This is a genomic window from Streptomyces sp. NBC_00669 (genome assembly GCF_036226785.1).
Taxonomy (GTDB): domain Bacteria; phylum Actinomycetota; class Actinomycetes; order Streptomycetales; family Streptomycetaceae; genus Actinacidiphila.
The window spans coordinates 8,642,986-8,663,422 of record NZ_CP109018.1; the positions used below are offsets into that span (position 1 = coordinate 8,642,986).

At 73.9% G+C, this 20,437-nt stretch carries 19 protein-coding genes; 6 read left to right on the forward strand and 13 right to left on the reverse strand.

The window, feature by feature from the left end:
* Positions 1–32 precede the first annotated feature (32 nt).
* The 5 genes from OG896_RS36450 to OG896_RS36470 form a co-directional block, all read right to left on the reverse strand.
* Entirely contained in the window at positions 33–581 is a 549-nt protein-coding gene (locus OG896_RS36450) for a hypothetical protein (RefSeq protein WP_329372272.1), read from the reverse strand.
* Entirely contained in the window at positions 578–2,365 is a 1,788-nt protein-coding gene (locus OG896_RS36455) for a nickel-dependent hydrogenase large subunit (RefSeq protein WP_328460760.1), read from the reverse strand. The genes OG896_RS36450 and OG896_RS36455 overlap by 4 nt, the downstream gene beginning before the upstream one ends.
* Positions 2,366–2,498: 133 nt before the next feature.
* A complete protein-coding gene (locus OG896_RS36460; protein WP_328460758.1) occupies positions 2,499–3,584 on the reverse strand; it encodes a hydrogenase expression protein HypE in 1,086 nt (361 codons plus the stop codon).
* Between the two features lie 794 nt (positions 3,585–4,378).
* On the reverse strand, positions 4,379–4,750 hold the full coding sequence (locus OG896_RS36465; RefSeq protein ID WP_329374506.1) for a MerR family transcriptional regulator: 372 nt from the start codon (positions 4,748–4,750) through the stop codon (positions 4,379–4,381).
* A gap of 303 nt (positions 4,751–5,053) precedes the next feature.
* Entirely contained in the window at positions 5,054–6,091 is a 1,038-nt protein-coding gene (locus OG896_RS36470; RefSeq protein ID WP_329372275.1) for an MDR family NADP-dependent oxidoreductase, read from the reverse strand.
* A gap of 377 nt (positions 6,092–6,468) precedes the next feature.
* On the opposite strand from OG896_RS36470, the gene OG896_RS36475 reads away from it, so the two are divergent.
* Positions 6,469–7,152, forward strand: coding sequence for a helix-turn-helix domain-containing protein (locus OG896_RS36475; protein WP_329372276.1), 684 nt, complete (start codon positions 6,469–6,471; stop codon positions 7,150–7,152).
* A gap of 103 nt (positions 7,153–7,255) precedes the next feature.
* A complete protein-coding gene (locus tag OG896_RS36480) occupies positions 7,256–8,152 on the forward strand; it encodes a universal stress protein (protein ID WP_329372277.1) in 897 nt (298 codons plus the stop codon).
* Positions 8,153–8,191: 39 nt separating this feature from the next.
* Here the strand turns inward: OG896_RS36480 and OG896_RS36485 are convergent, their stop codons facing one another.
* On the reverse strand, positions 8,192–8,473 hold the full coding sequence (locus OG896_RS36485; RefSeq protein ID WP_329372278.1) for a glutaredoxin domain-containing protein: 282 nt from the start codon (positions 8,471–8,473) through the stop codon (positions 8,192–8,194).
* A 143-nt stretch (positions 8,474–8,616) separates the two neighbouring features.
* Here OG896_RS36485 and OG896_RS36490 point away from each other — a divergent pair, with 143 nt between their 5' ends.
* From OG896_RS36490 to OG896_RS36500, 3 genes are all read left to right on the forward strand, one after another.
* On the forward strand, positions 8,617–8,802 hold the full coding sequence (locus OG896_RS36490; RefSeq protein WP_329372280.1) for a CsbD family protein: 186 nt from the start codon (positions 8,617–8,619) through the stop codon (positions 8,800–8,802).
* A gap of 156 nt (positions 8,803–8,958) precedes the next feature.
* Positions 8,959–9,405: a GNAT family N-acetyltransferase gene (locus OG896_RS36495; RefSeq protein ID WP_329372281.1), complete on the forward strand. Its 447-nt coding sequence runs from the start codon at positions 8,959–8,961 to the stop codon at positions 9,403–9,405.
* 117 nt (positions 9,406–9,522) lie between these two features.
* Positions 9,523–10,068 (forward strand): DUF3761 domain-containing protein, encoded by a 546-nt coding sequence (locus tag OG896_RS36500; protein ID WP_329372283.1) that lies wholly within the window; start codon positions 9,523–9,525, stop codon positions 10,066–10,068.
* A gap of 139 nt (positions 10,069–10,207) precedes the next feature.
* Here OG896_RS36500 and OG896_RS36505 read toward each other — a convergent pair whose 3' ends face one another.
* Positions 10,208–11,005: a transglycosylase SLT domain-containing protein gene (locus OG896_RS36505; RefSeq protein ID WP_329372284.1), complete on the reverse strand. Its 798-nt coding sequence runs from the start codon at positions 11,003–11,005 to the stop codon at positions 10,208–10,210.
* Between the two features lie 626 nt (positions 11,006–11,631).
* Between OG896_RS36505 and OG896_RS36510 the strand changes: the two genes are divergently transcribed.
* Positions 11,632–12,615 (forward strand): LLM class flavin-dependent oxidoreductase, encoded by a 984-nt coding sequence (locus OG896_RS36510; RefSeq protein WP_329372287.1) that lies wholly within the window; start codon positions 11,632–11,634, stop codon positions 12,613–12,615.
* A gap of 372 nt (positions 12,616–12,987) precedes the next feature.
* On the opposite strand, the gene bla is transcribed toward OG896_RS36510, so the two are convergent.
* The 6 genes from bla to OG896_RS36540 all read right to left on the reverse strand — a co-directional run bounded on the left by bla (position 12,988) and on the right by OG896_RS36540 (position 20,058).
* Complete coding sequence (bla, locus tag OG896_RS36515; RefSeq protein ID WP_329372289.1) at positions 12,988–13,971, reverse strand: class A beta-lactamase; 984 nt, start codon at positions 13,969–13,971, stop codon at positions 12,988–12,990.
* A gap of 63 nt (positions 13,972–14,034) precedes the next feature.
* Entirely contained in the window at positions 14,035–15,414 is a 1,380-nt protein-coding gene (gene lysA / locus OG896_RS36520) for a diaminopimelate decarboxylase (protein ID WP_329372291.1), read from the reverse strand.
* A gap of 11 nt (positions 15,415–15,425) precedes the next feature.
* A complete protein-coding gene (locus OG896_RS36525) occupies positions 15,426–15,842 on the reverse strand; it encodes an SAV_915 family protein (RefSeq protein ID WP_329372293.1) in 417 nt (138 codons plus the stop codon).
* A gap of 337 nt (positions 15,843–16,179) precedes the next feature.
* Positions 16,180–17,256: a YihY/virulence factor BrkB family protein gene (locus OG896_RS36530; protein ID WP_329372294.1), complete on the reverse strand. Its 1,077-nt coding sequence runs from the start codon at positions 17,254–17,256 to the stop codon at positions 16,180–16,182.
* Positions 17,257–17,353: 97 nt separating this feature from the next.
* The gene (locus OG896_RS36535) at positions 17,354–17,707 is read right to left on the reverse strand and encodes a hypothetical protein (protein WP_329372296.1); all 354 of its coding nucleotides are present in this window, start codon (positions 17,705–17,707) and stop codon (positions 17,354–17,356) included.
* Positions 17,704–20,058: an FdhF/YdeP family oxidoreductase gene (locus tag OG896_RS36540; RefSeq protein ID WP_329372298.1), complete on the reverse strand. Its 2,355-nt coding sequence runs from the start codon at positions 20,056–20,058 to the stop codon at positions 17,704–17,706. The genes OG896_RS36535 and OG896_RS36540 overlap by 4 nt, the downstream gene beginning before the upstream one ends.
* Between the last annotated feature and the right edge of the window lie 379 nt (positions 20,059–20,437).

Consider the following 20,437-nt stretch of genomic DNA (forward strand, 5'->3'; position numbering starts at 1 on the left):
ACCCGTGCCCGGGCCCTGGCCGGTCGGTGCGCTCACGACGCCCCCGCCGCTTGCGGCCGCCGGGTGATCTGGAGCAGCACCGGCTCGGCCGCGTCCGGCGACTCGACCTCCACCGCGCGGACCTCGCTGGTGAAGCACGCCAGCGCGTCCTCGACCGACGTACGCAGCGCGTCACCGCCGTCGTCGCCACCGCCGCACCCGCAGCCGCCGGACTCGGCGGCCCGCACCCGCAGCACCCCGGTCGCCGCGTCGAAGCCGACCAGCTCCACCGGCTTGCCCGGCACCCCCGCCAGCGCGCGGGCGATCCGCTCCTCCAGCGGCTCCGGATGCAGGTCGTGCAGCACGAGCATCGCCGATACCGGCTCGTCGCGCAGCAGCCGCTCCAGCGCCTTCGGCTCGGTCTGCCCGAGCAGCGCCAGCACCCGGGCGAGCCCGGCGCCGTAGAAGTCCATCAGCGCCCGGACCAGCTCCTCGGCCGCCGCGCACGCCGCCCGGTCGCCGGACGCGGCCAGCTTGTCGAGCACCTCCTCGACCCGCCGCCCGGCCAGTTCGGCGTCGGGCGGCGCCACCGCCGCGGTCATCCGCCCATCCCGCTCAGCCCGGTCGGCACATGCATCTGCTCGACGGTCTTGCCGCCGCCGACGTACATGTGCACCCCGCACGGCAGGCACGGGTCGAAGCTGCGCACCGCCCGCATGATGTCGATGCCCTTGAAGTTCTCCGGGGAGTTCTCCTCGAAGATCGGCGTGTTCTGCACCGCGTCCTCGTACGGCCCCGGCGTGCCGTACGTGTCGCGGGTGCTGGCGTTCCACGGGGTCGGCGGGTACGGGTGGTAGTTGGCGATCTTGCCGTCGCGGATCACCATGTGGTGCGACAGCACACCGCGCACCGCCTCGGTGAAGCCGCAGCCCAGACCCTCGTCCGGCACCTCGAACTTCTCCCAGGTCTGGCTGCGCCCGGCCCGCACCTCGGCCAGGCCCTTCTCCGCGAAGTGCAGCGCGACCGCGGCGGCGTACGCCTGGAAGTAGGTGCGGGCGCGGTTGCGCTCCAGCGCGTTGGACCACTTCGGGATCTTCCACTCGAAGCTCGTCTCCGGCTTCGTCATGGTCCGCGGCAGGTTGATCTTCACGCTGTGGCCGGTCGCCTGCACGTAGCCGATGTCGACCAGGCCGGACAGCGCCGTGGACCACAGCCGGGCGATCGGGCCGCCGCCGGTGTCCAGCGCCAGGTGTTCCTTGCCGTCGAACCAGCGCGGCGACATCACCCAGCTGTACTTGTCGTCGAAGTTGCGCTTCTGCGGCTGCGGGATGGTGTGCTGGTTCCACGGGTGCCGCGGGTCGACGGGGTTGCCGAGCGGGTCGTGCGTGACGAACTGCTCCTTGCCCGCCCAGTCCTCGTAGTACGAACTGCCCAGCAGGATGCGGATGCCGAGGTTGATCTCGGTGAGGTCGTTGGTGACCAGCTTGCCGTCCACGATCACGCCCGGGGTGACGAACATCCGCCGGCCCCAGTCGGTCATGTTGCGGTAGGTGAAGTCGCAGTACTCGGGGTCGTTGAGCGCGCCCCAGCAGCCGAGCAGCACCCGGCGCCGGCCGACCTCCTCGTAGCCGGGCAGCGCCTCGTAGAAGAAGTCGAACAGGTCGTCGTGGAGCGGCACCACGCGCTTCATGAACTCGACGTAGCGCATCAGGCGGCTGAGGTAGTCGGTGAACAGCTGCACCGACGCGACGGTGCCGACACCGCCCGGGTAGAGGGTGGAAGGGTGCACATGGCGCCCCTCCATCAGGCAGAACATCTCCCGCGTGTAGCGGCTGACCTGGAGCGCCTCGCGGTAGAACTCGCCCTCGATCGGGTTGAGCGAGCGCATGATGTCCGCGATCGTCTTGTAGCCGTGCTCGCCGGCGTGCGGCGCCTCGGTGCGCTCGGCCAGCTCCAGCACGCCCGGGTTGGTCTCGCGGACCATCCGCTCGCAGTAGTCGACCCCGACCAGGTTCTCCTGGAAGATGTTGTGGTCGAACATGTACTCCGCGGACTCGCCGAGGTTGATGATCCACTCGGCCAGGTGCGGGGGCTTCACGCCGTACGCCATGTTCTGCGCGTACACCGAGCAGGTCGCGTGGTTGTCGCCGCAGATCCCGCAGATCCGGCTGGTGATGAAGTGCGCGTCGCGCGGGTCCTTGCCGCGCATGAAGACGCTGTAGCCGCGGAAGACCGACGAGGTGCTGTAGCACTCGGCGACCTTCTTCTGCTTGAAGTCGATCTTCGTGTGGATGCCCAGGCTGCCCACGATCCGGGTGATCGGGTCCCAGGCCATCTCCACCAGACCGCTGCCGTCGCCGGCCGCCTTCGTCGTCGGTGAACTCATCGTCTCTGCCGTGCCCTTCGTCGTGCGAGTCGTTCGGGGGAGTCGGGGGAACTGGGGGAGCTGGGTGAGCTGCGGGAGCCGGAGCCGGGGGTGCGCGGCGGCCGGCCACCGGCCGCCGCGGGCCGGGCGGCGGTCACCACGGCGGGCGGTAGCCCGTGGTCAACTCCGCCTCGGGGTGCCGCCACTTGGGCTCCTGGTCCACGGTGTGCAGGGTCACCGAACGCAGCCTGCGGATCACCGAGCCGTACACGCCGCTGAGCGTGCTGGAGACCTTGCCGCCGGGCGGCTCGTCCATGAAGGGCATGAACTTGTCCGGGAAGCCGGGCATCGTGCAGGCGATGCAGATGCCGCCGACGTTCGGGCAGCCGCCGACGCCGTTGATCCAGCCGCGCTTGGGCACGTTGCACTTCACCACCGGACCCCAGCAGCCCAGCTTCACCAGGCACTTGGGGGAGTCGTACGTCGCGGCGAACTGCCCCTGCTCGTAGTAGCCGGCCCGGTCGCAGCCCTCGTGCACGGTCGCGCCGAAGAGCCAGGCGGGCCGCAACTGGTCGTCCAGCGGGATCATCGGGGCCGAGCCGGCCGCCTGGTGCAGCAGGTACACCAGCGTCTCGGAGAAGTTGTCCGGCTGGATCGGGCAGCCGGGCACGCACACGATCGGGATGCCCGCGTGCGACTTCCAGTCCCAGCCCAGGTAGTCCGGCACGCCCATCGCGCCGGTCGGGTTGCCGGCCATGGCGTGGATGCCGCCGTAGGTGGCGCAGGTGCCGATCGCCACCACGGCCAGGGCCTTCGGGGCGAGCCGGTCGATCCACTCGCTGGTGGTGATGGGCTGGCCGGTCTCCGGGTCGTCGCCGAAGCCGCTCCAGTAGCCCTCGGCCTTGATCGACTCGTTCGGGATCGAGCCCTCGACGACCAGCACGAACGGGTCGATCTCGCCGCGCTCGCCCTTGAAGAACCACTCGATGAAGGTGTCGGCGCCGCCGACCGGGCCGCACTCGAAGTCGATCAGCGGCCAGTGCACCTGGATCTTGGGCAGGCCTGGCAGCACGCTGAGGGCGATCTCCTCGATGCTCGGCTGGGTGGCGGCGGTCAGCGAGACCGAGTCGCCGTCGCAGCTGAGCCCCGCGTTGATCCAGAGGATGTGGATCGGTGACTCGTCGCCGGCCGGGTCACTGTCCTGCGAGGTGCCGGCCGGGGCCGGCGACGGTGCGCTCATGGGATTTCCTCCTGCGGGAGGTACGGACGGAACATCGCATGTCAGACACCACCCTGCGGTGTGCCGGAGGGCCGCGGGCGATCAGGCGCAGCCATTACGGTGGTGCCCCGGAAACCCGTCGGCGGCCGGTGGCAGGGTGCGCACCGGTCCTCCTCGGAGCGCGACCCGGCACGGCGTGCCGGACGCGTCACCCGCTCACCCGAGATCCTCCGCCCGACCGCACGCGGAGCCCGTCCGCCGCCGCCGCGCTGTCACACGAAAGCGGACCCGCGAACAGGACCACTTGGCGGGCATGAGGGTGTACGGCCGCGGCCGGCCGCGGAGTTGGGGTCCCCGGCGGGCCACGGAAGGCGTACGGGGCGCGGCGCGTGCGGGTGCGGGTACGAGGCGCGGGCGCGCGCCGGCTCGCGCGACGGCGGGTCTGTGCGGCGCCCTGCGGGTGGGGCGTGGTGCGGGTCGGGTGTGGGTGCTGCCCGGCTCAGGGGTGGGTCGTATGGGCGCGGGCGGGCGCGCGCGTGGAGCGTGGTGCGGGTCGGGTGTGGGTGCTGCCCGGCTCAGGGGTGGGTCGTATGGGCGCGGGCGGGCTCGCGGGGGCGTGGAGTCCGAGACCGAGCCGTCCGGCGTACCCCCGATGGCGCGGGCGGGCGCGCGCGTGGAAAGTGTGTGGCTTTCGCGACGGCGGGTCCGTGCGGCGCCCTGCGGGTGGGGCGTGGTGCGGGTCGGGTGTGGGAGCCGCGCGGCTCAGGGGTGGGGCGCGGCGTCGGAGGGAGCTGCTCGGCTCGGACGGAGGGACGTCAGGCGTCGGAGCCCGAGGGCTGCCCGGCGAGCCGCAGGGTCAGCCGTTCGCGCAGTTGCGTGAGGCGGTCGATCTCCGCGTCGAGCGCCGCGAGCCTGCGGGCGACCACGCCGCCCGGCTCCGGGACGCAGCGCGGCGCGGGCCGGTCCACCAGCTGGTGCAGCCGGGGCGCCAGCCCGCGCAGGTCCGCCACCGTGAAGCCCGCCGCCAGCAGGTCGCGGATCAGCCGCACCCGGGCGACGTCGCCGGGCCCGTACTGCCGCTGACCCGACGCCGTACGGCCCGGAGCGGGCAGCAGGCCGCGCTGCTCGTAGAAGCGCAGCGCCCGCGGTGTGGTGCCGGCGGCGGCCGCCGCGTCCCCGATCCGCAGCAGCGCGGGCTCGCCGGGCCGCGGGCCGTCGACGCCGGCCGGGCCGCCCTGGGCGGGGACCGGGTGCGCGGCGGTCTCGACGGCGACCGCGCTCCCGGTCCGGGCGCGGCGGCGCGGGTCCGCGAGCCCCGGCGGCGGCGCGGAGCCGCCGGTCCGCCCGGCGGCCCCGGACCGCGGCTCGACCGCCGTTTCCGCGCCGCCCGCGTACGAGAGCGCGGGAATCCGCCCGGTGCGCATGCGTGACCTCCTGTCCGCCGGGGAGCCGCCCACCGCGGCCGGCCCCGGCCCTGCCCCAGCCCTGCCTCAGACGTCCACGACCACCGTGCCGAAATGGCTGCCGCGTACCAAGTCCTCCAACGCCTGAGGGGCCCGTTCGATGCCCGCGATCCGGGTGTGCGGGAAGTCGATGCCGCCCGAGCGCAGCCACGCGCCGAAGCGGACGGTCCACTCCGGGGCCACGTCCAGGTGCTCCATGCCGGCGTAGCCGCGCACCGACACGCCTCGCAGGATCAGCCGGTAGCTGTCGATGACGGCGGGCGCGGCACCGCCGTCGCCGTCCGCGTCCAGCTGCCCCGACAGGGCCCCGACCAGCGCGAACCGCGCCCCCTTGCGGGCGACGTCCACGGCCGCCGTGAGCTGCTCCCCGCCCACGTTGTCGAGCAGGACGTCCACCCCGTCCGGCGCCGCCTCAGCCAGCCGCCGCGCGAAGGACCCGGGGCCGGCGCCGCGCAGCACCGCCGCGTCGTAGCCCAGCTCGGCGACCAGCCGCTCGGCCTTCTCCGCCGAGCCGGTGGTGCCGATCACCCGCCCGGCGCCCAGTTGCCGCGCGATCTGCCCGGCCAGGGTGCCCACCGCCCCCGCCGCCCCGGTGACCAGCACGGTGTCGCCCGCGCGCACCTCACCGAGCCGGGTCAGCGCCCCGTAGGCGGTGGCGCCCTGGTTGAGGTACTGGACCGGCTCGGGCAGCGCGCCGTCCTGGTCCAGCCGTACGCACTGGTCCGCGGGCAGCACGGCGTACTCGCGCCAGCCGAGCATGTGCAGCACCGGGGTGCCCGGCCGCAGCGCGCTGCCGTCCGGCGCGGTCACCACCTCCGCGACCGCCGGGCCGAAGAGCGTGTCCCCGGCCCGCAGCGGCGGCATCGGCGTGTCCTGGACCGCGCCGCCCATCAGGGTGCGCAGCGCGGCGAAGACCACGAAGTGGCGGTTGCGCACCAGCACCTCGCCCGGCCCCGGCCGCGGCACCGGCCACTCCGCCACCGTGAAGTGCCGCGCCTCGGGCAGCCCCTTCGGCACCTCCGCCAACCGCACCTCGCGCGCACCGCCGCCTGCTGCCGTCGCCATCGCCTGTTCCTCTCCGTCGTGCATCGTCCGTGTTTCGTTCGTGCTTCGTTCGTGCCTTGTCGTGCTTGCCGGTCCGTCGGCGCGCCCGGTGGGGCCGCCTGGGGTCGCCTGGGGGCCGTCTGGGGCCGCCGTGCGTCGCTGTGCCGGTACGCCGCGTGCGTCGAGGTGACCGCACGAATCCGCGAGCGCGCCGGAACGCTAACCCCTGACCCGCACGTCAAGGTCAAGCCGCGCGGATTCCCCCGTATGGCGCAAGCCGGACAATTGGTCCAGGCTGGTAGTGAGCCCTGGCGCCGGCGTGGCAGGTCCGGGCAAGAGCCGCGGGTGCGGTCCTCCCTCCTGCCGCGCGCCCGTCCCGGCCGGAGGGAGGACCTGGCATGTATGACAACGCCGATCCCGTGACACAGCCCGATCCGCGGGTCCTCGCCCGCCGTGTGGCCGAGCGCCGGCTCCAACTGGGGCTGAGCGAGGGCGCCCTGGCGACGCAGGCGGGCATGGCGCCGCGCTACCTCCAGCACCTGCTGAGCGCCGGGGTGGACTTCGATCCGGGCGGCTTCGTCCGGATCGCGGGCGCGCTCCACCTGTCCTACGACGACCTGCTCGAAGGGCGCACCGGCGGGCCGCCCGGGCAGGGCGAACCGGCCGCGCACCCCGCCCTGCTCCACCTCACCGAGCTCGAGTGCTGGGACCGGCTCGGCAGCCGTGGTGTGGGCCGGATCGCGCTGCCGGTCGAGCCGAGCCCGGGCGTCTTCCCGGTCAACTACGCGATCGACGCGCAGCCGGCCGACACCCGGTCGATCGTCTACCGCACGGAGCCCGGCAGCGCCGCCGCCCCCGCCGCGGGCGCCGCCGTCTCCTTCGAGGTGGACCGGGTGGACGACCACGTCAGCCAGGGCTGGAGCGTCCTGGTCACCGGTATCGCCGAGCACATCGACGACCCGGTCGTGGCGCACCGCCTCGACGAGCGCCACCCCGCGGATTCGTGGGCCGGCGACCACCTGCCGCTGTGGGTGCGGATACGCCCGGACCACGTCAGCGGACGGCGGATCGGCACGCCGTGACCCGCCGGCCTCCGGCGCGCCCGAGCCGCCGCCGCGCACCCATGTCCCTCGCCGCGCCGGGTAGGCGAAGGGAGAGCAGGCCGCGCTGAAGGAGGCGGACACGATGCGCCGTACGGTCGCCGTCGGAGTCGACGGCTCCCCCGAGAGTCTGGCCGCCGCGCACTGGGCGGCCCGCGAGGCCGTACGGCGGCGGGTGCCGCTGCGGCTGGTGAACGCCGCCGCCCCGCCGCCCGGCCTGGTCGCCCCCGCCGACCCGCACCCGGCCCCGGTGAACGAGGACTGGTCGCCCTACACCGCCGCCGCCGACCTGCGGCGCGCCCATCCCGCCGCCGAGATCAGCGTCGAGCAGGTGGTCGGGCAGGCGCTACCGGTGCTGTTCGCCGCCGCCGACGAGGCGGCACTGCTGGTGCTGGGGTCGCGCGCGGTGAGCGCCACCGCCGGGTTCCTGCTCGGCTCGGTCCCGCTCACCGTCGTCGGGCAGGCGCCGGTCCCGGTGGTGCTGGTCAGGGCCGAGGGGGCGGGCGGGGCATCCGGAGCGGGCGAGGGGTCCGAGGTCTCCGGGTCGGGCGACGGCGGAGACGTCGTGCTCGGCCTGGACCTGGCCCGGCCCAGCGACCACGTCCTGGAGTTCGCCTTCGACGCCGCCGCGCACCGCTCCGCCACCCTCCGCGTCGTGCACGGCTGGAACGCGCCCCTGCCGTACGGCCTCGGCGCCGCGAACTCCGACCCCGACGCCCGCGCCGCCCTCCAGGCCCACGAGACCGGGGCGCTCGCCGACGCGCTGGCGCCGTGGCGCGAGAAGTACCCGCGCGTCCACGTCATCGGCGAGACCATCGTCGGCGCCGCCGACCGCCACCTGCTCAGCGCCTCCGCGGACGCCGCCCTGCTGGTCATCGGCCGCCGCCCGCGCGGCACCCGGCTGTCGGCCCACCTCGGCTCGACGTCCCACTCGGTGCTGCACCACGCCGTGGTCCCGGTCGCGGTGGTCCCGCACGAGTGAGCGCGGGCCGGGAAGGACGACGGGGGTCCGCGGCGCGGGTCAGCGCCCTTTGGCCAGCAGATGCGGCGCGTGCTCGGCGACGGCCTCGAGCACCTGCTTGCGTGACGGGTTCACCATGGCGTGCCCGGCGACCGTCACCGTCGGCACCGTCTCGTTGCCGTCGGCGACCAGCCGTACGAACGCGGCCGCGTCCGGGTCGCGCCAGATGTTCACCGTCCGGTACTGCAGCCGGGTGAAGCGCAGTTGCGTCAGCAGTTTGAGGCAGAAGACGCAGGCGGGCTGGTGGTAGACGACAACGCCGTCATCGGGATACTCGGCCATGCCGGAAGCCTAGAGGCACCGCTCGGTGCGGGGGGCCGTCTCTGCCAACCTGCAGCGGTCCCCGCTGACGGGTCCGCCGGCCGCCGCCGCGCATACCGGCACGTAATCCGGGCACGCGACCTGCGACGACGAAGGAGTGATCCATGAGTGACAGCGGCAAGGCCAAGGCGAAGTCCGACCAGGTCAAGGGCAAGGTCAAGGAATCCGTCGGGCAGGCGGTCGGCGACGACGAACTCGAAGCCCAGGGCCGGGGCGACCAGGCCAAGGGCGACGTGCGACAGGCGGGCGAGAAGCTCAAGGACGCGGTGAAGCACATCGGCAAGGACTGAGCCTGCCCGTCCCACCGCGGCGCCCCCGCTCCCACGCCAGGGAGCGGGGGCGCGGGCGTGTGTACGTGTGTACGTGTGCCGCACGGGACTCGTCGGCGGGGTGCGGTGCGGAAAATCGCTGCTCGGATCGGGTACGCGGCTGGCATGCTCAGGGCCATGGCTTTCCGTACCGCGACCGCGCGCGACCTCCCTGACCTGCTGGCTCTTCTGATGGGGGAGGAGGGCGTCGTGGACCCGGGCGGCGTCGAGGTCTCCGACGCCCACGAGCGGGCCTTCGCGGCGATCGAGAGCGACGACCGCAACGAGATCGCGGTGCTCGAAGGGGACGACGGGGCGGTGCTCGGCTGCCTCCAGCTCACCTACATCCCCGGACTGACCCGGGGCGGGCAGGAGCGCGCGCTGATCGAGGCGGTACGCATCCGCGCCGACCTGCGGGGCGCCGGGCTCGGCCGTGAACTGCTGACCTGGGCGATCGAGCGGGCCCGCGCCCGCGGCTGCGGCCTCGTCCAGCTGACCAGCCACGCGCGGCGCGCCGACGCCCACCGCTTCTACGAGTCGCTCGGGTTCGTCCGCAGCCACCACGGGTTCAAGCGAGAGCTGTGACCGCGGCCCGCCCGCGGGAGCTACTCGTACGTAACGTCACAACTGCGTCACTCGGCCGATGCCCGGCGAAGCGGACTGGAACGCTCATCCCTCCGTAACCGCATCAGGGGGACGAACATGAGCACCCGCACCCGCACCACCCGCACCGCCCGCGGCGGCAGACGCGCCGGCAGAACCGCCGGCGGAACCACCGGCATACGTGCCGCCGCGGCTGGAGCGGTCATCGCCACCGGCCTGCTCGCGTCGGCCTGCGGCCCGGCCGCCACCGGGGCGGGGACCCCGGCGCCGCCCACCACGACCGTCTCCGCCGCGCCCCTCGCCGACGCGCCGGGGTCCGCCACCTCGACCCCCGCCGCCACCGCGTCGGACGCGCCGACCGCGACACCGACCGCGACACCGCCCACGCCCACGCGTACGGCCACGCACCGCCCGGCGCCGGTCACCACCACCCACCGGCCCGCGCCCACCGTCCACCACACCGCGTCGTCGGGTTCGGGTTCGGGTTCCGGCTCGGGCGGCAGCGGCGGCACCCATCGCACGGAGGCGCCCGTCGCGCCCGGTGGCGGGGCGACCGCGAAGTGCAACGACGGCACCTACTCCTACTCCCAGCACCACCAGGGGACCTGCTCCCACCACGGCGGGGTGGCCGTCTTCTACAAGTAGCCCGAGGCCCGGGGCCCGGGCAGCTCGAAGGGCGGCGGACCCGGTGGGGTCCGCCGCCCTTCGGAGCGTGCGTGCGTGGAGCGAGCGTGATGCGCATGCCTGCCGGCGTCAGCGCGTCATCGTCGGTACTGCGTCATCGTCAGTACGCGGAGTTCACGTTGTCCATGGAGCCGTACTTGTCGGCCGCGTAGTTGCAGGCCGCGGTGATGTTGGCGACCGGGTTGTAGATGTTCCAGGACGTGCCGGACACGTGGTAGGCGTTGAAGGTCGGGTTGATCACCTGCAGCAGGCCCTTCGAGGGGATGCCGTTGCGGGCGTTGATGTCCCACAGGTTGATCGCCTTCGGGTTACCGCTCGACTCGCGCATGACGTTGCGGTGGATGCCCTCGTACGTGCCGGGGATGCCCTTCTTGTGCATGATGTCCAGCGACTGGCGAATCCAGCCGTCCAGGTTGTTGGCGTAGGTCTTCGCGGCAGGCTTCGCCTTCGCGGCGGCGGCCTTCTTCGCGGCGGCAGCCTTCTTCTCGGCGGCCTTCTTCGCTGCGGCCTTCTGCGCGGCCGCCTTCTCGGCGGCTGCCTTCTTCACGGCTGCGGCCTTGGCGGCTGCGGCCTTCTGCGCGGTGTCGGTCGCGCTCTTGTCGGCGACCGGGACCAGGTTGACCTTCTGCTGCGCGGCGGCCGGTACGGCCTTCTGCGGGGCGAGGCTGGACTGGGCGCTGATCTGCTTCACCGGCTGACCGGCGGAGACGCTGAACCCGGTGGTGGCGTCGCTCGCCGCGGTCGCCGCTCCAGCCCCGGCGGTCGCTTCCACGCCCACGACTGCGAGCAGGACCGCGGCTGCGGCAGTGGTGCCGGCAGCAGTGATCTTGTGCTTCTTCGACAGCCGGTTGAACGAGGAGACGCCGGGGAGCTTCTTGGTGACCGTGGAGAACTGCATTGCGGGTTTACCTCTTCCGTTGGGGACCAGTGAATTGTTAGAGGTCCCGGATTCAACGGTCAAAGGCCCCACCTACGGACAATTCCGTAGGTGGGTTCGGTGGGGAAAGGGCGATCGCGCGTATCCGCATGACGGCGCCGTCGCGCGGCCGGGTCGGGTACTACCGCGCTTAGTTTGTGACCTGGGCCATACCGAGGGGATCACACAGGGGGCACCCAGCAATCACGGGAAGTACCCGGATATGCGCGCACCGTGGAGAATTCCGGCCCCTTTTCCGGCGCTCGCCCATTACCCGGAGAAACGGGGTTCCGCGCCGCCGTGACAGGGGCTCGGCCCCCGAAGCGCCACCGTCACCAGGCGGGTGGGTGGGGGGTGGCCTCGGAGGCCGGGCTCCCGGCGGTACCGAGGGCGTGCGGGCCGGCTCCCCTGCTCCCCGGCGTCCCCTGCTCCCCGGCCGAAGTGGGCCGTTCTTCCGGTTTCGCCGACGGCGGGCCCGGTGGCCTGGGGCGTTGCGCGGACCGCGACACGCGTTGCGAAACGATCATTGGACACGGGGCGTGTGCTCTCTCCAGGGTGGGAAGCGTCGGCCGGCGAGGCCGCCGCCGGGACAGCGAGGAAGGATCACCATGGGCGACGAGAGCACCGAGAGCACGGAGCGCGCCGGGACCGAGGGGGAGACCGCGGGGGCGGGCGGGCGCGCCGGCCTGGTCGCCGCGGTGCGCGCGGCGCTCGGACCGGTCGGCGTGGTGCTCCCGGTGTCGTTCACCGGCCTGCCGCCCATCGACGTCCAGCGCGCGGGCGCCGGGCGGCTGGAGCAGGCCGGATACCGCACCGCGTGGACCAACGAGGTGGTCGGCGGCAAGGACGCCCTGGTCCAGGCGTCGATGCTGCTGGCCGCCACCGGGCAGCTGGTGATCGGCACGAGCATCGCGAACATCTGGGCCCGGTCGCCGCAGACCCTGCACGCGGCCGCGTCCCAACTGGCCGAGGCGTACCCGGGGCGGTTCGTGCTCGGTGTCGGGGGCGGCTACCCGCAGCAGGCGGAGGCCGCCGGCCGCGCCTTCGGCAGCCCGCTGGCCACGATGCGTGACTACCTCGACCGGATGGACGGCCCGACCCAGCCGCCCGCGCCCGCCGCGGACTACCTCCGGATCGTCGGCGCGAACGGGCCGAAGATGCTGGCGCTGGCCGGCGAGGCGTCCGACGGGGCGTTGCCGGCCGGGGTGCCCCCGCAGTACACGGCGTACACCCGGGAGCTGCTCGGCCCGGACAAGCTGCTGGTCGTCGGGATGACCGTGGTGCCGGACCAGGACCGGGAGCGGGCGCGGACGGGGGCCCGGGAGATGGCGGCCGCCCTGCTCGCCCGGCCCTCCTTCGCGGCGATCGCCGCCCAGATCGGCCTCGCGGTACCCGGCGACCGGGAGCCGGACGACGAACTGGTCGACGCGCTCGTCGGCCACGGCGACCCCGACGCGATCGCGGCCACTGCCCGCCGCCACCTCGCCGCCGGCGCGGACCACGTGGTGCTCATGCTCCAGCCCGGCGGGGAGTTCACGGAGGGCGTCGCGGCACTGGAGGAGCTGGCACCGGCGGTGGCAGCCCTCGACTGACCCCCGCCCGCCCGCTCCCACGCAGCCAGGGCGCCGACGCCGCCCGTGTCGGCCGGGCCGTCCCGAACGTCCGTCCCCGTCGCTCGCGGCCAGGGTGCTCCCACGCCGAAAGCGGCGGGGGAGCCGGACGTGGGTCCGGGCCGTGTTTTGGAAGTAGCGCCGTCCGCCCGAAGGGCGGGGCCCGTGGCGTCTGGTGCTCCCCACCACAGCCCTCGGCGGGGGAGGTGCCCCCGGATCGCAAGGCGGAGGGTTGTCCTCGCAGGGGGCCTACTCGGACCAGCCCGGCAACGAAACGAGCGTGCGTGCCAGCCGCCACGGGATGGGGGCACTTCCCCCGCCGAAGGGAGGGGGAGGGACTTCCAAAACCACCGCCTAGCGCCCCAGCGCGGTGAACGCGGCGGTGGTGGCGTTCGCGATCAGCGGGTCGGCGGACTCGGCGTCGGGCGTGCCGCGGTCGGTCAGCACGCTGATGACGACGGGCGCGCCGTGCGGGGGCCAGAGGACCGCGATGTCGTTGCGGGTGCCGTAGTCCCCGCTGCCCGTCTTGTCGGCGACCTTCCACCCCGAGGGCGCCCCGGCCCGCACGTACGGGCCGCCGGTGGTGTTGCGCACCATCAGGTCGGTGAGCAGCGCGCGGCGGCCGGTCGGCAGCGCGCTGCCGAGCAGCAGGGACCGCAGGTCCGTGCCGAGCGCGCGGGCGGTGCTGGTGTCGCGGATGTCCCCGGGCACGGCGTCGTTGAGCGCCGGCTCGGGCCGGTCGACGTGGGTGACCGCGTCCCCCATGGCGCGTACCGCCTCCTGCAGCCCGGCGGGGCCGCCCAGCCGGTCGAGCATCAGGTTCTCCGCGGTGTTGTCGCTGTACCGCAGCGCGGCCGCCATGATCGCCCGCAGCGTCATGCCCTTGCCCTTGCCCTGCCCGGCGTGCTTCGACGTGATCGGCGAGTACGGCACCAGGGCCGACGACGGGTACGTGACCACGCGGTCGAGTTCGGCGCCGCCGGCCCGCTTCAGCAGCGTCCCGGCGGCGAGCACCTTGATCGTCGAGCAGTGCGCGAACCGCCGGTCCGCCTGGTACGCGACGCTGCGGCCCGATCCGGTGTCGAGTGCGTACAGGCCGAGGTGGGCGTGGAAGCGCCGTTCCAGCTCCGCGAACGACCGGCGCGCCCCGGCGTCCTGCGCATCGCCCGCGGAGGGGGTCGCCGAGGGGGTCGCCGAGGAGGTCGCGGCGCCCGAGGGGGCCGCGTGTGCCGCCCGCGGGGTGCCGTCGCCGCTTCCGCCGCCGCACCCCGCGAGGAGCGCGGCGACCGCGGCGAGCACGCCCGCCGCCCGCCAGGTCCGGTGATCCGTGTCGCGCATGGCCACCACTGTGGTCGGGCGCGGGGGCCGGGTCAAAGACGTCACGGCCCCCGCGCCCCCGTGTCACAGCCCGACGTCCCGCAGGCTCATGTCGGCCAGCGACTCCCGGCGTACGAGCACCCGCGCCGCGCCGTCCCTGACCGCGATCACCGGCGGGCGGCCGACCAGGTTGTAGTCCGACGCCATGGAGAGGTGGTAGGCGCCGGCGGCGGGCACCGCGACGAGGTCGCCCGGGCGGACGTCGCCGGGCAGCGGCACCCGGTCGGCGAGGATGTCGCCCGCCTCGCAGTGCCGGCCCACCACCGTGGCCGGGGCCGGCGCCGCGGTGGAGCGGCGCCCGACGAGCCGGGGCGCGTACCGCACCCCGTACAGCGCCGGCCGGGGGTTGTCGCCCATGCCGCCGTCGACGGCCACGAAGGTGCGGCCCGGGGTCCGTTTGACCGACAGCACCCGGTAGACGGCCACCCCGGCCGGGCCGACGATGGCGCGCCCGGGTTCCAGGGTGAGGCGGGGGACGGGCAGCCCCGCCCGCGCGCAGCCGGCCGCGAGTTCGGCACGGACCCGGTCGGCCAGGGCGCGCGGGTCGAGCGGCTGCTCGCCGGGGCGGTAGGCGATGGCGTGGCCGCCGCCGATGTCCAGCCGGCCCAGCGCCAGGCCGTGCCGCCGGTGTATCCGCGCCATCAGCCCGACCATCCGGCGGACCGCGGCGACGTACGGGCCGGCCGCGGGGATCTGCGAGCCGATGTGGCAGTGCAGGCCGACGAGTTCGAGGCGCGGCTGGCCGATGATCCGTTCGACGGCGTGCTGCGCGGAGCCGTCGGTGATCGACAGGCCGAACTTCTGGTCGTCGGTGCCGGTGCGGACCGCGGGGTGGCCGCCGGCCTGGACGCCCGGCGCGACCCGCACCATGACCTGCTGCCGGTCGGTGGGCGGGACGATGGCGGCCAGCCGGGCGATCTCGGACATGCCGTCGAGGACGATCAGCCCGACGCCGAGGCGGACGGCGGTGTGCAGGTCCTCCGGGCTCTTGGCGTTGCCGTGCAGCACGATCCGCTCGGCGGGGACGCCCGCGGCGAAGGCCAGGCCGAGTTCGCCGGCCGAGCAGACGTCGAGTCCCAGGCCCTCCTCCGTCACCCACCGGGCGACGGCGCGGCACAGGAACGCCTTCGCCGCGTAGAGGATGTCGGCGTCGGGGAAGGCCGCGCGGTAGGCGCGGCAGCGGTCGCGGACCTCGGCCTCGTCGAGGACGTAGAGCGGGGTGCCGAACCGGTCGGCGGCCTCGACGAGGGAGACCCCGCCGACCGTGATGTCACGGTCGCCGCTGCCTTCGTCGCCGGTGCCTTCGCCGCTGGTGGCGGAGAGGCGGGTGGAGGCGGGCCACACCGCGGGCGCCGGGGCGCCGGCGGGCGCCGCGGACAGGGTGGCCGGGGGAGAGGCGTGCACGCGGCGCCCCCTCAGCCGATCGCCCGCAGGGCACCGAGGTGCCGCGGGTCCCAGTCGCGCGCCGAGGGCGCGAGGGCAGGCGCGGGGACAGGCGCGGGAGCAGGCGTGGGCGTGGGTGTCGCGGCCGGGGCATGGGCCGCCGGGGCCGGCGCCGAGAACCGCGGGTCGACGGTCAGGGCCGCGACGCCCAGCGGTTCGGCGAGCGCCCGCAGCGCCGGCGCGGAGAGCCTGATCCAGCTCTGCCCGGCGCCCAGCGCGGCCGACAGCCGCTCCGGGGAGGTGAAGCCGACCGCGGTGCGGGTGCCCAGCGGGGTCCGGAAGAACCGCGCGGTGCAGCCGCCGGGTCCCGGCCGGACGGGGACGAAGAGAGGTCCGGCCGGGAAGGGTTCGCAGGGCTCGGGGTCCTCCGGGTGCAAGGTCGCGGCCACAGTTGCCTCCAGGTGCAGTGCGTCGATCGCGTCCGGGCGACGTGCCGTGGACGCCTCGTCGACGCTATGCCCGCCGACCCGGCGGACCCCCGCCCGCTGACGCGGACTTGACGCCGCGGGCCGCGCCCCTGACGCGACGCTGACGGACCCCCCGCGGATCGGACGCGCAACCACGTCCCCCGCCGGCTCGGGCCGGGGTCGGCCCCCTCCCCATCCGCTCCGGGCGCGGCTTCGACGCCTACGGTCGCGGGCGGCGCCGGGTGCCGTCGGCCTCGCCCCCGCGGGGCAGCCGTCGCCATGTCGCGGACCCGGTCCTGAACCGCCCGCCGCGGCGCCGTCAGAGCGCGTCGCTGTGGAGCTTGTGGGCGCTGCGCAGCGGCATGTACGGCTCCTGGCCGGCGGGGTGGCCGTCCGCGATGGCGCGCTGCCGGTCGAGTTCGGCGTTGATCTCGGCGCCCAGCAGGATCGCGAGGTTGGACAGCCACAGCCAGACCAGGAAGGTGATGACGGCCCCCAGGCTGCCGTAGACGCGGTCGTAGGAGGCGAAGTGGGCGGCGTACACCTCGAAGCCGACCGAGGCGACCACCCACACCACGACCGCGACGAGGCCGCCCAGGGTGCCCCAGCGGAAGCGCTGCCGGGCGTTGGGGGCCGCCCAGTACAGCAGCGCGAAGAGCAGGCTGAGCAGGGCCAGCGCCAGGGGCCACTTGCCCCACTGCCACACCGCCGTGGTGGTGTGGCCCGCGCCGAGGTCGGTGCCGACGCGGCCGGCCAGCCTGCCGCTGAGGACGGCCAGCGCGGCGAACACCGCCATCAGCACCAGCACCAGCACGGTGAGGCCGAGCCGCAGCGGGAGGAGGAACGTCAGCGGGCGGCCCTCGGGGACGTCGTAGACGGCGTTCATCGCGCGGATGAACGCGGCGGTGTAGCCGGACGCCGACCACAGCATGGTGAGCAGTCCCACGGTGCCCGCGGCGACGTGCTGCCGCTGGAGGTGGGTGAGCGCGTGGGTGAGCAGGTCGCGGGCGGGGCCGGGGGCGAGGTGGTGGACGTCGCGGATGAGGAGGTCCGTCGCGGAGGGGCCGATCTCGCCGAGCACGGCGATGAACACCAGCAGCGCCGGCACGAGGGACAGCACCGCGTAGTAGGTCATCGCGGCGGCGCGGTCGCCGAGGTTGTCCTCCCGCAGCTCGTTCAGCACCCGGCCCAGCGCCTCCCGCCGGCTCCGGACGTCCAGGCCGGTCCGCCCGGACAGGGTCGCCCGTTCCCACAGAGCCGCCCACCGGCCCGGTTCGGCGGCTTCCGCGACTTGAACGACTTCCGCGGCGTCAGCGGCTTCTGCGGCTTCCGCGACTTCCGCGACTTCCGCCGGCTCGGCGTCCAGGCCGGGCCGGTCCCCCCACGACGAGGTCATGAAACGTGCGCTGCCTTCCTCGCGGTCCCCCCGGCAACGCGCGCGCCAGGACTCCGGGCCGGGCATCCGCACCCGCGAAGTCCCGTTGCCCAGGCGCTCAGACCAGGCGGCAGGGGACTTCCAGGTCCTCCGAGAGGTAGTGGATGGCGCAGACCCGATGGTAGCCGTCGGCGATCACCAGCGGCTGCCCGCGGATCAGCAGTACCGGCGACAGCTTCTCGCCGGTGACCGCCTTCTTCATGTCGTGCGCGACATGCGGGTTCACCGCCGGCAGCAGCTCCAGGCCCGAGGCGCGCAGGATGTCCTTCGCCTTCCTGGAGGTGGTGGTGGCCGCTTGGAGCCGCCGCACGGCCTCCTGGGCCTGCGCGGGCGTGACGAGCAGTTCGAGGAAGTCGACGGCCGCCGGGAAGTCGTGCTCCTCCGGGTCGTTCTTCCAGACCGGATCGGTCATCGTGCGGCCTCCGTTCGCGCGTGGCGGTCGATGGTGACCTTGAGGTGCTTCATGATCGGCTGGTCGCTCTGGGTGCTGTGGTCACCGATCGCGCACAGGACGTTCATCTCGGGCATGTAGCCCGCCGCGCAGCCGCGCGGGATGTCGTACGGGATGGCCAGGTAGCCGTCGAGGCGGCGGGTGGTGCCGTCCTTGGCGGTGCTGACGATGTCGACCGGGTCGAACTCGGCGAGGCCGCGCTCGCGCATGTCGTCCCGGTTCATGAAGACCAGCGTGCGCAGGTTCCTGATACCCCGGTAGCGGTCGTCGTCGGAGTAGATCGTGGTGTTCCACTGGTCGTGGGAGCGCAGGGTGCCCAGCACCAGGGTGCCGGGCGCGGGCCGGACGTCGGGCAGCGGCGCGGCCGAGAACTCCGCGCGCCCGGACTCGGTGAGGAAGACCAGCTCCCGGGCGGGCTGCTTGATCCGGAAGCCCAGCGGCAGCCGCACCCGGCGGTTGAAGTCCTCGAAGCCGTCGAGGACCTGGGCCATGGTGTCGCGCACCCGGTCGTAGTCCTCGACGTACCACTCCCACGCGGTGGCGCTGTCCGGCAGGGCGGCGCGGGCCAGGCCGGCGACGATGGCGGGCTCGGAGAGCAGGTGCGGCGACGCGGGGCGTTTCATGCCGACCGACAGGTGCACCATGCTCATCGAGTCCTCGACCGACGTGCTCTGCACGCCGCCGGCCTGGTGGTCCTTCTCGGTACGGCCCAGGCACGGCAGGATCAGCGCCTGGCGGCCGTGCACCAGGTGGCTGCGGTTCAGCTTGGTGCTGACCTGGACGGTGAGGTCGCAGCCGCGCAACCCCGCGAAGGTGTACGGGGTGTCGGGCGCGGCCATGGCGAAGTTGCCGCCCATGCCGACGAAGACCTTGACGTCGCCGCGGTGCATCGCCTCGATGGTGCGGACGGTGTCCAGGCCGTGCGCGCGGGGCGGCTGGATGCCGCAGGCCGCGGCGAGGCGGTCCAGGAACACGTCGGTGGGGCGGTGGTCGATGCCGCAGGTCCGGTTGCCCTGCACGTTGCTGTGCCCGCGCACCGGCGAGGGCCCGGCGCCCTCCCGCCCCAGGTTCCCGCGCAGCAGGAGGAGGTTGACGATCTCCCGGACGGTGTCCACGCCGTGTTCGTGCTGGGTGACGCCGAGGCACCAGCTGAAGATGCTGCGGTCGGCGTCGCGGTAGACCTGGGCCGCCTTGAGGATGTCGGCGCGCGACAGGCCGCACTGCTCCTCGATCTGCGCCCAGGAGGTCGCCTCGCACAGCGCCCGGTACTCCTCGAAGCCGGTGGTGTGGCGGTCGATGAACTCCGAGTCCAGCGCCTTGGGATCGGACCCGGAGTGGGCGAACACCGCCTTGGCCATGCCGCGCAGCAGCGCCATGTCGCCGCCGATCCGCGGCTGGAGGTTCAGGGTGCTGGTCCGGGTGGACTTCATCAGGGCCATGTCCGTGAACTCGTGCGGCACGATGGTGCGCGTGGCCGCCCCCTCCACCAGGGGGTTGATGTGCACGATCTGCGCGCCTCGGCGGTAGGCGTCGGCGAGGGCGGTGAGCATCCGGGGCGCGTTGGAGGCGGCGTTGACGCCCATGATGAACAGCGCGTCCGCGGCCTCCCAGTCCTTCAGGTCCGCGGTTCCCTTGCCGGTGCCCAGCGCGGCCTGCAGCGCGCGGCCGCTGGCCTCGTGGCACATGTTGGAGCAGTCCGGCAGGTTGTTGGTGCCCAGCTCGCGGGCCATCAACTGGTAGAGGAAGGTGGCCTCGTTGCCGAGCCGGCCCGAGGTGTAGTACGCGGCCTGGTTCGGGTCGTCCAACTCCCGCACGGTGCGGCCGAACAGCTCGAAGGCGTCCTTCCAGCGGATCGGGACGTAGTGGTCCGACGCGGGGTCGTAGACCATCGGCTCGGTCAGCCGGCCCTGGTCCTCCAGCGCGAAGTCGCTCCACCGCGACAGCTCCGTCACCGAGTGCGCGGCGAAGAACTCGCGGCCCACCCGCTTGCGGGTCATCTCCCAGGTGACGTGCTTGATGCCGTTCTCGCAGATGTCCAGGTGCAGGCCCTTGATGTCGTCGGGCCAGGCGCAGCCGGGACAGTCGAAGCCGCCGTTCTCGTGGTTCATCCGCATGATCGCGCGCGGGCCGTCCACCAGTTCCCGATCGCGCATCAGGACGCGGCTGACGCTGCGGGCCGCGCCCCAGCCGGCGGCCGGGTGGTGGTAGGGGCGGAACGTCGGCGGGTCCTCGGGCGCGGCCCCCACCCGGGGTTCCGGCTGGTGGTCCTCGCCGCCCGCGCCGGCTTTGTCCGAGGGGCTCACGGGGCTCATGGCTGGCATCCTTCCGCCGTCGCGGGCGTCGCGGATACTCGCCGGGCCCGGCATGGATGCGTGCCGCGCGCGGCCGGTTCCCGGCGCATTGCACGAAGCTATGCCGGGGCGGCCGTCCACGCCAGGTGACCCGCCACGCGAGCGCCGAGCGTATCCGCTTCCCGCGTTTGCGGGCAGCGCCGATCGGGTGTAAGGGCATTCCTTACTTACGCCGAATGGATTGGGCACGGCGCAATTCCCTTCGGCGTCAGGCATTTTCCCTACGCCATACGGCAGGGGGTGGGTCCCGCATTCCGCCCGGCTTGCGAGCGGCCGGGTATCGCGTTTCAGTGAGAGTGTCCCTCCGTCGGAGGAGTAGCCATGTCGATGTCGCCCGGTC